Genomic DNA, 13,929 nt, shown 5'->3' on the forward strand with positions numbered 1-13,929 from the left:
ATAATAAATTATTAAAAGAGCCGGAAAAGTTAATGCTTTTCCAGCTCTTATTAATAATAATTAATTTCTATTTATTATCTTGACCATTTGATGTAAAGCCATCGCCCTTACCCATTGGACCATGTTCGTTAGCTTTTAAGCTTTCAACAGTTGGGGCACGGAAGTCGTGTGATGCAATTCCCTTCATCGTTAACAAGAGTAACAAGTTGAAGACAACCGCGATTCCGAGAAGGACCAGGTTACAGAACAATGTGTAGTGAGTACCAAGACCACCACTGATTGAATCACGAAGACCAAGGATTGAGTAGGTCATTGGCAAGTACCAGTGAATAACATTGTAGAACTTCATGGTAACTTCCATTGGGAATGTCCCACCGGAACCACCAAGTTGTAACATCAGAAGAACCATGGCAACAAACCGTCCAGGGTTATCAAAGGTCATCGATAAGAACATTACGACGGCCATTGAAGCGAGCCCAAAGAGAATTGTTGTTGCAAAGAATGACGGAACATGATCGACTGTTAAGCCACACATCATCATGATTCCACATTCAACAACGGCCATGGCAATTGCGGCTACCGCACCAACGATAACTTTACTGAACCACCAAGCAGTTGCAGAAGCATCTGGATCCGCAACCCGTCGAATTGGATAAACAAAGTTGAAGACCAGCATCCCAACATAGAGGGCAACTGACAGAACATAAGGTGCCAGTGCGTGACCATAGTTTGGTACGTAACTGTAATTAGAGTGCTTTTCAACTGAAGGTTCAGCAATCATCTTAGCAGTCCGTGGTGAAGTCTTAATACCATTAATTGTCTTCGCACCCTTGCCAAGAGCAGTTGAGAGCTTAGCAGCACCAACATTTAACTTGGTAATTCCCTGAACAAGGGCAGGTGAATTATCAACTAATTGCTGGGTACCAGCGGCTAATTGGTTAACCCCCGCAGTCAATGCAGGAACCTGACCATTCAGTTGACCAAGAGCACCAGCAAGTTGACCAGCACCAGCATTTAATGCACCAGAGTTAGCCGTTAATTGACCAATCCCAGCACCTGCTTGCGCAACCCCAGCGGTGTATTGACCAATCCCAGATGTTAACGCCCCGGCACCAGCGGCAGCAGTATCTACTCCGTTAGTGTATTGGTTGACACCGGCATTCAACGTGTTGGCACCAGAAGAGATTTGGCCAGTAGCTTCTTTTAACTTATTAACGGCATCTGGCATTGACGATAAAGTACCCTTATAACCATTTAAAGTATTAAGTAATGTATTAGCTTGCTTGATTGTGCCATCAGCATTATCAAGGATTGTTGACATTTGAGAAAGCTGACCAAGTTGCGATTGCATATCACTTAGAGAACTCCCCAAACTATTTAAACTAGTCAATGTCTCACCCACACTGGCAATAGTTTTAGCACTATCTTCAGCAGTTTTAGCATTTGCTCCAGCTTGTGCAGCTAATGCACCTAATTGGCTCTTAATATTATTATCACTAGTTGAACCTGCAAGTTCTTGTAATTTACCAGCGATCTCAGCATCACTTTTGGCAACACTACCGGCTCCGCTTGCAGCACTCGTTAATTGTCCTTTAACCTGACTGACACCAGCAAGAGCACCAGAAGCCTGTTGAAGCTTACCCGCACTTTCTTGAACACCAGCTAAAGCAGCCTTAGCAGTCGTTAAACCAGCTTGTAATTGGGTTAATCCCTTTTGAAGGTCCTGGGCTTGATTCATTGCCCCCATAATACCGTTAAAGTCAATATTGCCTAGCTGACTATTAACAGTACTATTTAACTGACTTGCACCAGTTGCTAATCGACCAGATCCACTTCGTAACTGACCAGAATTACCGCTCAATGTATTCAAGCCGCCTTGCAACTGGCTCGCACCAGAGTTCAACGCACCAGAATTAGCATTCAATTGACCCAATCCAGCAGCAAGCTGACCGACACCACCAGTGTACTGACGAATACCGTTAGCAAGCGTTTGACTACCAGATGCCAACTGTTGAGCACCGGCAGCTAATGGAGCGACGCTTACCCGCAATGTTTGAACACCGTTGTTTACTTGAGAAACCCCGGCAACGTACTGGTTCATTCCGCTTTGCAGGGTAACCAATCCGGTATCCAATTGCTTTGCCCCGTTAGCAGCGGTACTCATTCCTTTACCAACGGTGTGCAAGGCCTTAAACATTGCTGTAGCATATGCCCGGGTAACTTGTGCCCGAATTTTTTCGTTCAGCTTGGTCATTCCGAGTTGACTAATTACTTCACCAATGTAGTTAAGGGAACCATTAGTCTCGTACTTCAACTGCATTTGTTTAGGATGCTTATCCAATACAGTTGTGGCGTTTTTCGAAAAGTCCTTTGGGATCGTCACTACTGTGTAATATTTCCGGTGGGTTAAACCGTAATGTGCCTTTTCTGGTGAAACGATTTCCCACTTTAATTGCTTATTCTTCTTTAATTCTTTAACCATCCGGTGTCCAATATCCATCGTTTGTCCACGATATTCAACTGGAACATCCTTATTGACAACCGCTACTGGTAAGTTTTCTGTACTCCCATATGGATCCCAAACAGACTTCAGGAAAAAGATACTGTAAAGGAACGGGATGATACAAATAACAGTAGTGGAAATCAATAATAGTCGATTGTGCAGGATATTCTTAAATTCTGCTTTAATCGCATTCCACATTTCTATTCTCCTCTTATCCCCTAAATATTTTTATTAATAGTTTCATCGTCTTTGTTCCAATTGACGACCAATTGATAACGACTGCATCGTTCGTTTGGCAAATTCAATCACATGCTCAATTGAAACATCATAGTTTTTCTCCTGCCACCAATAAAATGTGCCGATCAGTGCGCCACTCAAAACATAAGCCAGCATCTCCGGATCATCGGTTTGTTGTAATAATTGGATAACAGAATCATTGCTCTTTTCACGCCGACGTTCCAACATAATCTGGCTTAAGATATGCATCATTTCAGCATACAGCGAACTATGAGCACTTTCAGATGCTAAGTGCCGAAAAACGTTCTTATGATCGTTGACGTAGTAAATTAACTGCTTAATTAGATCATCTTCAGAATCACTACTATCAACCAAGTGGTTTATTTGTGTTCCCAGAGTTTGTTCAAGGAGGTCATATTTATCACGGAAATAGCGGTAAAAACTGCTCCGGTGTAATAACGCTTCTTGACAAATCTGGTCAACGGTTAAGTGCTCAAAGGAATACTCTTCAAGCAACGTCAACAATGCATTTTGAAAATCACGCACGGTTCTCGTGACTCGCACAACTTTCCCCTCCTTTTCGCCGATTTTGCAATGAATATTGTAAACCGTGTCAAAAATAGACAACAGAGTTAATTTGGCACATCTGCATTAAAATGAGACGAAAATAAACTATTGTCTCATTAAATTGGGACAATAGTTTTACTATCCAATATTTTATTCAATTGTAGTTCTTCGATTTGAAGTTCGTTGACGATAAGCAACCTGAGCTTTCAGGCCATAATCAGCAGTTGTCATGATTGTGGTTCCGCTTCGACCGGGAATCTTATTTGGTCCATCGACCACGACCAAGTTAGCTAAATAAATTCGGTACTTCTGGTGGGCCTCCCGAACATCAGTCAACCCAATCTTAGAAATATGACCAACTGGTCGCCGTTCCATTTGGTTCATCCCCATGTAAATCTCAAGACGGTGACGAATCGGATCATGAACCAGTTCAAAGAATGGCGGAATTGATTCCACATTTAGTGCTTGAACTGGTTTATGAGTCTCTTGGTACTGGCGGATAATCTCCCGTTCACTCATCCCGTTAAAATCATTAACAAAGATCTTTTCCGTTAAAAGGCGGTCAACCACTTTTTGGAGGTTTTCTTGTTCTGTATGATCGATCTCAACGGTTGCGGGGATTGTATCCGCCCCATCAAAAAGACCGTTCGACTGGTTAGCCAGACCTGTTGAGTACCGGCTAGCTCCCCGTCTTACTTGTGACTGATTATTATCTGCAAATTTTTGCCCCGTAATTTTAGCAATTCGCGGTGACAAGAAGTCAAATTGTGATGTCTTTCCTAAAAAGTAGAAAACAAAGTTAACGTAAATAAAGTACGTAATTGCAATCATCGCTAAGCAATACAAAAAGCCTCGCAACCAGGCTTGGTTAATGAATAAGCGGAAAGTCACGTATACCAAATAAATATCACCCAGAGTTGCCAGAATAATATAAATCCGGTTCTTTAATTTAACGTCCAAGTTAAAGTAACTTAGCGATGAGTTAATCATATCGAGAAAACTAAACATTAGTTAGGTTCACCCCGCTTATTGATTATCAGTCGTGGTCTGATTATTAGTATTTTGACCACTATTTGATTGACCTGTCTGGTTTTCATTGCCAGTCGAAGTATTGCCACCACTATTCTGCTTATTTGTGGTAGTGGTCGATGATGAACGCTCAGTATCATTCCTCGTATTATTCTGATTTTCCTGAGTAGTCGAATTATTATTACTACGAGTACTAGAAGATTGCTGTTCGCTTTCATCCTGTTGTGAAGATGACCGGCTAATTGAGCTACTATCATCAGAGTCCATGCGCCGACTAACTGATGAAGTAGAACTTACTCGTGCACCTTCAGATGTATGCGTTGCGTGATTAACCACAACGTTAGTAGCCCCCAGTGCTAATACGATTGAAAACAATGCAAAGGGAGTTACGAAAGGTGGGATTTTATTTGCCATAAATAAATGCTCCTTTTCTACAACCTATCATACTCGCTTTTTTCCTCCATAAATATTAAGGAAAGTTGAAGTTATTTTGTCTTTTCCTTTTTTGCCTGACAATTGGCACAAATACCGTGCAGTTCAAACGTGTGACCATTAATTTTAGCCCCCGGCAACTGCTTGGCAAAAAAAGCATAATCAATCGGTGGCATCTGGATCTCCTGCACCCTGCCACAAACATCACAAATAAAATGATGGTGATGGTTAGAATCACAACAAACCTTAACCTGCATCCGTTCACCAGCTTGCCTGGTTTCAACGATCCCCAAGCTTTCAAAATCCTTCAAGTTCCGATATACAGTACCATGGCTAAGTCCCGGATTATCTCTCCGCAAGCGTTGATCAACATCCGTGAAATCAATGTAATGATCAGGATGCTCAGCTAGGATCTCAATCATTTGCTGACGCTGCTTAGTCCACCGTGAGCCATTATCCTTTAATACCTTACGAGCTTGTTCTACAAGAGTACTCATCTAATGCCACCTCCCCAATGAGAAAAATATTCTACCATAAATTAGTCATTTTCTGAACTGATTTGTCTTATTATTCGGTCAACCTGAGTAGTTGTTTGCGACCAGGAATCATTAACAACAACATTTGCAATTCCTTTAAGCGCATTCGGTAAATGAAGGTCCCGGTGATACTCAGGGCTCTTCAGTCTTGACTGAACTGCCGGCAATTCATCTCCCCGTTTAACCATCCGGTGAGCCAACGATGCGACATGGCTCACCGTTAGAAAGATAATTACCGCGCGATCGCCTAGCTTCTGGTGATAGGTAATTGCGCCCTTGGTATCCAGCACAATCACATCATCGCGCCTCATTCGCCATCCCGTAATCAAACTTTCTAATGAAGAGCCGTAAAGGTGGTGATCATATTCAACGGATTCCAGCAAATGAAGTCTGTTCATTGAAGCCGGCGTCTCAAAATGGTAATCAACCCCATCCCGTTCATTCGGGCGTGGTGCTCGTGTTGTGTGGGTAATAACCCGTGCCATCTTGTAACGATCATGAAGATACTTAGCAACCGTTGTTTTCCCTGAACCAGCTGCACCGACAATTACAAATACCCTCCCAGAATTCATATTACTTTGTTAAGTGGTCGTTAACTTGATCGAGTAATTGTTTGAGGTTGTCGTAAGTTAACCGTTCTCGAGCATCAGCATAGTTAAACCAACCACAGTTTTTGATTTCTTCTGCTTGTAAATGAATGTCTTCACTTTGCGTTAAGTCAGCGGTATACAGCGTCATCTGCTTCCGGTTACCGTTTGGCAAGTCATATTCTGTATATACGTGAAAACTAGTGTCGATTGGTAATACTAGCTGCGTTTCTTCTTTAATTTCGCGTTTAGCAGTCTCTTCTAAGGCTTCATTCCCTTCGACATGCCCCTTAGGGAATCCCCAAAAATGACCCTTATTCTGGCTCTCTAAGAGTAAGTATTCAATTTCACCATTATTCTTCCGGTAAACAACCGCACCACTAGTAATTTCAATTGCCATAGTTATTTGACTCCCTTTAAAATAATCTAATGTTTCTAATTGACTTTTAATGTTAATCAAATGTATTATATTTAGTATCCGCGACAGGAATTGCTCCCTGCCGCTAAATTTATTATAGCAAAGGTGGGTTAAAGATGGGCTTAAACATTTTCCGAAAAGAAAGTCTCGATCGTTATCTCGGAGCTGATAGACTCTTCGTTAAAACGATGAATGCTCGCGATCTGATGGCTATCGGAATCGGAACCGTTATTGGTACCGGGATCTTCATTCTTCCCGGTACTATTGCAGCTAAGCAAGCTGGACCGGGGGTTTCTCTCTCCTTCTTACTTTCCGCAATCGTTTGTGCATTTGCCGCAATGTGTTATGCCGAATTCGCTTCAGCGTTACCCGTTGCCGGTAGTGCTTATTCTTATGGTAACGTGGTGTTCGGCGAATTCTTTGGTTGGCTCCTTGGATGGGCATTGATCCTGGAATACATGCTTGCCGTAGCATCAGTCTCAACGGGGTGGGCAGCCTACTTTAATTCATTTATCGAAAGTTTTGGGCTAAAGATCCCTCATGCCTTATCGGGGCCATTTGATCCCGCACACGGAACATATATTAATATCGTTGCGGTCGTCATTGTCCTTTTAATCACCGTGATGTTATCTCGTGGCCTGCAATCTTCTGTTCGGGTTAACAACATTGCGGTCGTGATTAAAGTTGCCATTATTTTAATTTTTATTGTTGCTGGGTTGTTCTTCATTAAACCGAAGAATTACCATCCATTCTTGCCTTACCACATGAGCGGGGTTATTCATGGGGCAACGATCGGTTTCTTTGCTTACTTAGGATTTGACTGTGTTTCTAGTTCAGCTGCCGAAGTGAAGAATCCAAAGCGCAACATGCCTCTTGGAATCATCGGTACTTTAGGCATCGTTACCCTGCTCTATATGGGGGTTGCGGTTGTCCTTACAGGAATGGTGAAGTATACCCGACTGGATGTTGCTAATCCGGTATCATACGCTCTTCAGCTAGTTCACCAAGATTGGCTGGCAGAACTACTTTCAATCGGAGCTCTAGTTGGAATGTTCACCATGATGGTTGCCATGATCTACTCAAGTTCACGATTAATTTACGCGATTGGTCGTGACGGGTTACTGCCGGCATTCCTGGGAAAGCTAGATCAGAAGAGTCACTCTCCACAAATTGCCCTCTGGATTGTTGCGGTGATTATCGCTACTATGGGTGGCTTAGTTTCACTTGATCAATTAACTAGTTTAGTTAACATTGGAACTTTATTTGCCTTTACACTGGTTTCATTTGGGATCATTCCTCTTCGTCGTCGAAAGGACATTGGTAACCGTGGCGGGTTCAAGGTCCCTCTTTACCCAGTTATTCCGATTCTCTCTGGGCTCCTTTGTCTAGCCATGATGACTCAACTGCAACTTGAGACCTACATTGGTGCTGGAATTTGGTTCTCACTCGGAATCATTATCTACTTCACTTACGGCTACTGGCACAGTAAGCTAAATGACAAACAAAATTAAATTTAAAGCTCTGCGGATTGGCTTCGTTTCAGAAGCTAATCCGCTTTCTTATTCCCCGATAAATGTTTGACAGTCCGTTTTTACTTTTGTTAGTGTTTTTAACAATCCGTTTTAAAATTTATTGTTAATTTCAAGGAGGAATCAATTAATAGGCACTCTCAAATGACTGTCTAATATTTATGGAATATACAAAAAAGAATTATAAAAAAGCACCACTAAAAGCTGTTCACTTTCGCGTCTTCTTTGCAATTGTTCTTGGTCAAATTGCCTGTGGTTACGCCCTCGGTATTAGTGGTACCGGGCTTACTCAAGCACAGCATTATATCTCCATCAATGATTTTTGGGTTGGCTTAATCGGTGCTGGTAGCTTACTGGGACTCATGGGAAGCGCATTGATGGGGCGAATTGCTGATCAATTTGGGCGTCGCCGAATGTTACTGGTTGACATGTACCTTTTTGCGGTTTTTTCACTCCTTCAGCTTGCGACTACTAACCTATTCTTATTGTTTATTCTGCGCTTCCTTATCGGTCTAATGATTGCTATCGACTACACGGTAGGAAATTCGCTGCTTGTTGAATGGCTGCCCGCAAACGAAAGCGGTAAGCGTCAAAGTCAATTAATCATTTACTGGACAATTGGCTTTATTCTTTCCTACATTACCGGGATCATGATTAGTGGTTTTGGTAGACATAATTGGCAAGTTATCCTTGCTTCTTCCGCCGTTCCTGGACTAATCGCTGGAATTTTTCGTTCCGTATCCAAACTCCCTGCTTCACCTAGCTGGCTTGCTAGTCAGGGTGAAAATAAAAAGGCCCAGAAGCTAATTCAAAAGCATATTGGTAAACGCTGGGGACTCCCTCTCCACCTCCTCAAAGCGAAACCCGTTGATAATATTTCCTGGACGACCTTATTTAGTAAGAAGTATTGCCAACGAACACTTGTTGGTGGATTATTTTATGCCTGCCAGGCGTTTGCATTCTTCGGTATCAGTATTTTCTTACCGATCTTGTTAAAGAGTATGCACATGGGCGATAGTGATCTATCAGGAATAATCTATAACGGTTGTATGTTGATTGGCGTGCTAGCCGGTGCTTGGGTTTTCAAAAGGATCAGTCGGCGGGCGTTTCTAATTGGAACTTTCTTCCTATCTGCGATTAGTTTGGTTGGGATGATCATCGGCCCTCAGTCATCTTTCGGCTTTCAGATTGGGATCTTTGCATTATTCTCAATTATCCTTTCTTCAGGGCTAACCCTAGACTATCCTTACCCAACCGAACTCTTTGATATTAAGGTTCGGGCTACCGGAGTCGGAACTTGTATCACAATTAGTCGAATCGGTGCTGCTAGCGGAACCTTTCTCTTGCCAATATTGACTAACATTGGTGGTGCTCATCTCGCAATGCTCGTTTGTACCATTGTTCTAATCATCGGTGGTTTGATTTGCCTTTTCTGGGCTCCAGAAACATCACCACGGTTTATGAAGAAAGCAGAAAACAAATAACTACCTATTAGTCTAGGTTTCGGTACTTTAATAGCCGCTAAGTCTAGACTTTTTAATTGTGAATTTTCATTGAACTCTTGTCTAAGAATCCTTTAATAGCGCCTTCTCACCTTCATCAGAATGGTATAATATTCTTACAAAAAACAAGAAAAGGACTGATTAAAGCAACTTAACTCAAAGCGAACAACCGACTGTTAATCATGGGGACGGGATCCCATGGGATTGTTGCTTTATAGTAAATATTTGAGGAGCAAAATGAAAGAACAATATCAATTAACTACTGATGAACTAAAGAAAGAATTCAACTTAACGGACTTCACTCAGGGATTATCCAGCGCGGAAGTAAAGCAAAAACTTGCTAGCGATGGTCAAAACGTCCTTGAAGTAAAACCGACTCCTAAGTGGAAAATCTTCCTTCGTCAATTTAACAACATTGTGATCTACATTCTATTAGTTGCAACGTTATTAACAATTATTATTGGGCACTATACTGACGCCATCGTTATTGGGGCTGTGGTTATCTTAAATTCCTTGATCGGGTACTTCCAAGAAACTAGTGCTGCCAATGCCCTTGCCAAAATTAAGGAAATGATGGCTAATCAGGCAACCGTCTACCGAGACGGTAAACGTCAGGACATCGATGCTGCTGATCTAGTTGTTGGTGACGTGGTTTTCCTTGAGGCTGGTGACAATGTTCCGGCCGACTTGAGGATTGTTTCTGCAGATAATTTACGGATTGAAGAATCTGCGTTGACTGGGGAAACGAACTCTGTCATTAAAACAGACCAAGCATTGACTGATACTGATATTCCGTTAGCAGAACGCGTAAACATGGCATATGCTTCCACTTCCGTAACAAGCGGAAGCGGTCTGGGTGTCGTAATTGCTACTGCTGAGCAGACTGAAATTGGGAAAATTTCCCAAGAAGTTGCCCACATTAAGCCAAAGAAGACCCCGCTTACCCGGGAAATTGATCATGTTGGAACAGTGGTTTCATACATCACGATTACAACTTCAATCATTGTCTTTATCGTCGGGTTTATGCTTAAGATCTACTCACTTCCTGCATTAGCCCTCGCGGTTGTTGCAATGCTTGTAGGGGCGATTCCTGAAGGGTTACCGGCAATTACTTCCGTGATCCTAGCCTTTGGAATCAGTAAAATGGCCAAATTGTACAAGACAATTATTAAATCGATGCCTGCCGTAGAAACTCTCGGTTCGGTTGACGTGATTGCAACTGATAAAACTGGGACATTGACCAAAAATGAAATGACAGCGACTGAACTGTGGGTTGGCGATCAACTCTACCAGGTTTCAGGAACTGGATACGCACCAACCGGTGAAATTAAACTTAACGGTAAAAGAGCACCACTTACTGACCAACTCAAACTCTTTGTTGAAGCTGGTTATCAAGCCAACGATACCGTGTTAAGCGAAAACGATGGTGCTTGGCACATTAATGGTGAGCCTACTGACGGTGCCTTCTTAACGCTCTATCACAAGGCATATGGTCCTAAGCACCAATCACAGTATGCCGAAATTGACCTGTTGCCATTTGACTCTGATTACCGGTACATTGCCGAACTAACAGAGAACCAAGAAAGCCACGAAAAAGTAATCTTCATCAAGGGTTCTCCTGATAAGTTATTTGAAATGGCTCAAAAAGAAGATCCAAGCTTTGACCTTGCCAAGTGGCAACAACGGGTTAACAACTGGTCAAGTGCTGGTAAGCGGGTGATTGCCGTTGGTTATCAGCCAGTACCAAGCAACGAAAACTTAACTGAGATAGAACACGAGCACCTTTACCGGGGAATTAAGTTCCTTGGTCTCGCTGCACTACTTGATGCACCACGAGAAGAAGTCATCGTTGCCTTAAAGAAAATGAATACTGCTGGAGTTCACGTTAAGATGATTACCGGTGATGATCCGCAAACCGCTCGGGCAATTGGTAAGGAGTTAGGATTAACTAATGGTCCGATCAATGCCATTACTGGTGCAGAATGGGATAAGTTATCCGCCAAAGAACGAGAAAGTGCTGCAATGGATAACCAGGTTTTTGCCCGAACAACCCCGCAAAATAAGCTTGAAATTGTTGAAGCCCTTCAAAATCAACAGCAGGTCACTGCCATGGTTGGTGACGGGGTAAACGACGCTCCGGCCTTGAAGAAGGCTGACATTGGGGTTGCAATGGGAATCAAGGGAACGGACGTGGCGAAGGACGCCGCTGACATGATCCTCGGTGACGATAACTTTGCTACTATGGCAGCAGTAATTAAAGAAGGTCGCCGAATCTACGATAACATTAAGAAGAGTATTCTCTTCCTCCTGCCGACATCCTTTGCGGAAGGACTTGTCGTTGCTTTCTCGATTTTGACTGGTCAGCAAGTTCCCCTTCAACCAGCTCAATTGCTATGGATCAACCTGATTGCCGCTATTACAATCCAATTTGCCTTTGTCTTTGAAAAGGCTGAGGATGGGATTATGGAACGCTCACCGCGACCAATTACTCAGCGGTTGATGAATCGTCATGATCTCTTCCAAATGGGTTATGTATCTGCATTAATGGCAATCTTTGCCTTAATTGGATACGAATGGTTCATCCGGGGTGGTGCAAGCGAAATAAACGCCACAACAATGATGGTAAACACAATTGTTATCAGTAAGATCTTCTACTTCTTCAGTATTAGAACTGAACAGTATGGATTAACTCAAATTAACGACATTGGCAAAAATGCCTGGGGCGTAATTGGGTTGATGATTATCTTCCAACTCTTCTTGACTTACGTACCGTTTATGCAAACTGCTTTCCACGTTACTGGAATCAGCCTTGCTGAATGGGGTGCCGTAATCCTCTTCTCCTGCTTGATTATGATTTTCACTGAAGGAGATAAGTGGATTCGGTCGAGGATGAAGAAAGCTTAATATACAAAGATAAATAAGGTATCGAAACTATATTGATTCGATGCCTTATTTTTTATAATTATTGATTTTAATCATTACTACTGGATTTGATCAAATTATACATTTGACCCCATTTTTCCATTTCAATAATAATTGGTGTTAATGTTTTTCCAAAACTAGTTAATCTGTATTCTGTTCTAGGAGGGACAACCGGATATACCTTTTTCTCTATAATCTTATCCTTCTCTAATCCGTTAAGCTGCAATGACAACATTCTTCGAGAACAGTTTGGCATTTTCTTTTGCAGTTCACTAAACCTACACACGTCATTTTTTATAAGGTGATACAAAATAACACTTTTCCATTTACCAGAAATTATCTGTAAAGTACTTTCAACAGGGCAACCTTTACTACAGTCAAAAATATGCCTTTGCAAGATGAGCACTCCTTTCAAAGGATATACTTACTCCATAATACATTGATTCTATTTACGTTACTATTAGGGAAATAATTGTTACATAGAAAAATTAAATTCTCCTCTTTTTTATTTTTCCGGTCGAGTTACTATTTGTAAGTACAAAGTAGAAAAGAGGATTTATTATGAAAGCTATTGGTTTTACACAACATTTAGACATTAATGACCCAAAAAGTCTATTTGAGTTTGAAGAACCTATTCCTTCTCCTAAAGGACATGATCTATTAGTAAAAATTAACGCTGTTTCTGTTAATCCTGTTGATATTGGTGTACGACGCAGTGGACGGAAAAAATTAATGACACCTAAGATTATCGGCTGGGACGCTTGTGGTATTGTTGAAAAAGTTGGTACTCACGTATCACTCTTTAAGCCCGGCGACAGAGTATTTTACGCTGGCTCCTTTAAGCGTCCCGGAAGTAACAGTGAATATCAATTAGTTGATGAACGAATTGTCGGCCACGCACCAAAGACATTAAGTGATGACGAAGCAGCTGCAATGCCTCTTACATCATTAACTGCATATGAAGCATTATTTGAACAGTTATCATTATCAACTACTAGTTCAAAAAATAAGGATAAAACTCTGCTTATTATCAACGGTGCTGGGGGAGTAGGCTCAGTTGCAACTCAATTAGCAGCCAATGCAGGTTTAACTGTTATTGCTTCTGCCTCACGTCCTGAAAGCATTAAGTGGGTTAAAGCACATGGTGCCAAGTATACTGTAAACCACAGGAATAATTTAGTTGATGAAGTACGGAAGCTTGGCCATAAATATGTAGATTATATTTTAGAACTTAAAGACATTGATAGTCACTGGAAAGAAATGTGTGAGTTAATCAAACCTGAAGGAACAATTACCTCAATCACCGAAAATAGACGGCCAATCAATCTGCGCCTCTTAACTCCGAAAAAAGCCACTTTTGCCTGGGAATGGATGTACACAAAATCTTATTACCATACAGACAATATGCAGACTCAACATATTATTTTGGACAAAATTGCACAGCTTCTTGATGAGGGTAAGTTAAAAGGAACATTAACGCAGTCACTTTCTCCTCTAAATGCAGATAATCTCCGAAAGGCACATAGTTTAGTAGAGAGTGGTCACATGATTGGGAAAGTAGTTGTTTCTAAATGGGAAAATTAGGTTTGTAATTAAAATAATAGGACTTAATAACACACATTTTAAAATTAAGTCTTGCCAAATTAAATTTCTAATGGTATTCTAAG

General features: G+C 41.6%; 12 protein-coding genes. 4 read left to right on the forward strand and 8 right to left on the reverse strand.

Annotation, left to right across the window (positions count from 1 at the left end):
- Positions 1–67: 67 nt before the first annotated feature.
- From MR181_RS02815 to MR181_RS02845, 7 genes are all read right to left on the reverse strand, one after another.
- Positions 68–2,701 carry a YhgE/Pip domain-containing protein gene (locus tag MR181_RS02815; RefSeq protein WP_242334610.1) on the reverse strand — a complete coding sequence of 878 codons (2,634 nt, stop codon included), beginning with the start codon at positions 2,699–2,701 and terminating at the stop codon, positions 68–70.
- Positions 2,702–2,743: 42 nt separating this feature from the next.
- Positions 2,744–3,304 (reverse strand): TetR/AcrR family transcriptional regulator, encoded by a 561-nt coding sequence (locus tag MR181_RS02820; RefSeq protein ID WP_242334613.1) that lies wholly within the window; start codon positions 3,302–3,304, stop codon positions 2,744–2,746.
- Positions 3,305–3,457: 153 nt separating this feature from the next.
- Complete coding sequence (locus MR181_RS02825) at positions 3,458–4,315, reverse strand: DUF6681 family protein (protein ID WP_191911033.1); 858 nt, start codon at positions 4,313–4,315, stop codon at positions 3,458–3,460.
- Between the two features lie 18 nt (positions 4,316–4,333).
- Positions 4,334–4,750, reverse strand: a complete 417-nt coding sequence (locus MR181_RS02830; RefSeq protein WP_242334616.1) for a hypothetical protein — start codon at positions 4,748–4,750, stop codon at positions 4,334–4,336.
- A 71-nt stretch (positions 4,751–4,821) separates the two neighbouring features.
- Positions 4,822–5,265: a Fur family transcriptional regulator gene (locus tag MR181_RS02835; protein WP_242334619.1), complete on the reverse strand. Its 444-nt coding sequence runs from the start codon at positions 5,263–5,265 to the stop codon at positions 4,822–4,824.
- A 41-nt stretch (positions 5,266–5,306) separates the two neighbouring features.
- Positions 5,307–5,876: a guanylate kinase gene (locus MR181_RS02840; protein WP_242334623.1), complete on the reverse strand. Its 570-nt coding sequence runs from the start codon at positions 5,874–5,876 to the stop codon at positions 5,307–5,309.
- A gap of 1 nt (position 5,877) precedes the next feature.
- A complete protein-coding gene (locus tag MR181_RS02845) occupies positions 5,878–6,291 on the reverse strand; it encodes a bis(5'-nucleosyl)-tetraphosphatase (RefSeq protein WP_242334626.1) in 414 nt (137 codons plus the stop codon).
- A gap of 134 nt (positions 6,292–6,425) precedes the next feature.
- Between MR181_RS02845 and MR181_RS02850 the strand changes: the two genes are divergently transcribed.
- The 3 genes from MR181_RS02850 to MR181_RS02860 all read left to right on the forward strand — a co-directional run bounded on the left by MR181_RS02850 (position 6,426) and on the right by MR181_RS02860 (position 12,244).
- Complete coding sequence (locus MR181_RS02850; protein WP_242334629.1) at positions 6,426–7,820, forward strand: APC family permease; 1,395 nt, start codon at positions 6,426–6,428, stop codon at positions 7,818–7,820.
- Between the two features lie 179 nt (positions 7,821–7,999).
- The gene (locus MR181_RS02855; protein WP_242334632.1) at positions 8,000–9,322 is read left to right on the forward strand and encodes an MFS transporter; all 1,323 of its coding nucleotides are present in this window, start codon (positions 8,000–8,002) and stop codon (positions 9,320–9,322) included.
- 255 nt (positions 9,323–9,577) lie between these two features.
- The gene (locus tag MR181_RS02860) at positions 9,578–12,244 is read left to right on the forward strand and encodes an HAD-IC family P-type ATPase (RefSeq protein ID WP_242334635.1); all 2,667 of its coding nucleotides are present in this window, start codon (positions 9,578–9,580) and stop codon (positions 12,242–12,244) included.
- Between the two features lie 67 nt (positions 12,245–12,311).
- Here MR181_RS02860 and MR181_RS02865 read toward each other — a convergent pair whose 3' ends face one another.
- Complete coding sequence (locus MR181_RS02865) at positions 12,312–12,659, reverse strand: winged helix-turn-helix transcriptional regulator (protein WP_242334639.1); 348 nt, start codon at positions 12,657–12,659, stop codon at positions 12,312–12,314.
- Positions 12,660–12,823: 164 nt separating this feature from the next.
- On the opposite strand from MR181_RS02865, the gene MR181_RS02870 reads away from it, so the two are divergent.
- Entirely contained in the window at positions 12,824–13,846 is a 1,023-nt protein-coding gene (locus tag MR181_RS02870; protein WP_242334642.1) for a zinc-binding alcohol dehydrogenase family protein, read from the forward strand.
- The last annotated feature ends 83 nt before the right edge of the window (positions 13,847–13,929 follow it).

The sequence above is a fragment of the Limosilactobacillus urinaemulieris genome, assembly GCF_932750685.1.
GTDB classification, from domain to species: Bacteria; Bacillota; Bacilli; order Lactobacillales; family Lactobacillaceae; genus Limosilactobacillus; species Limosilactobacillus urinaemulieris.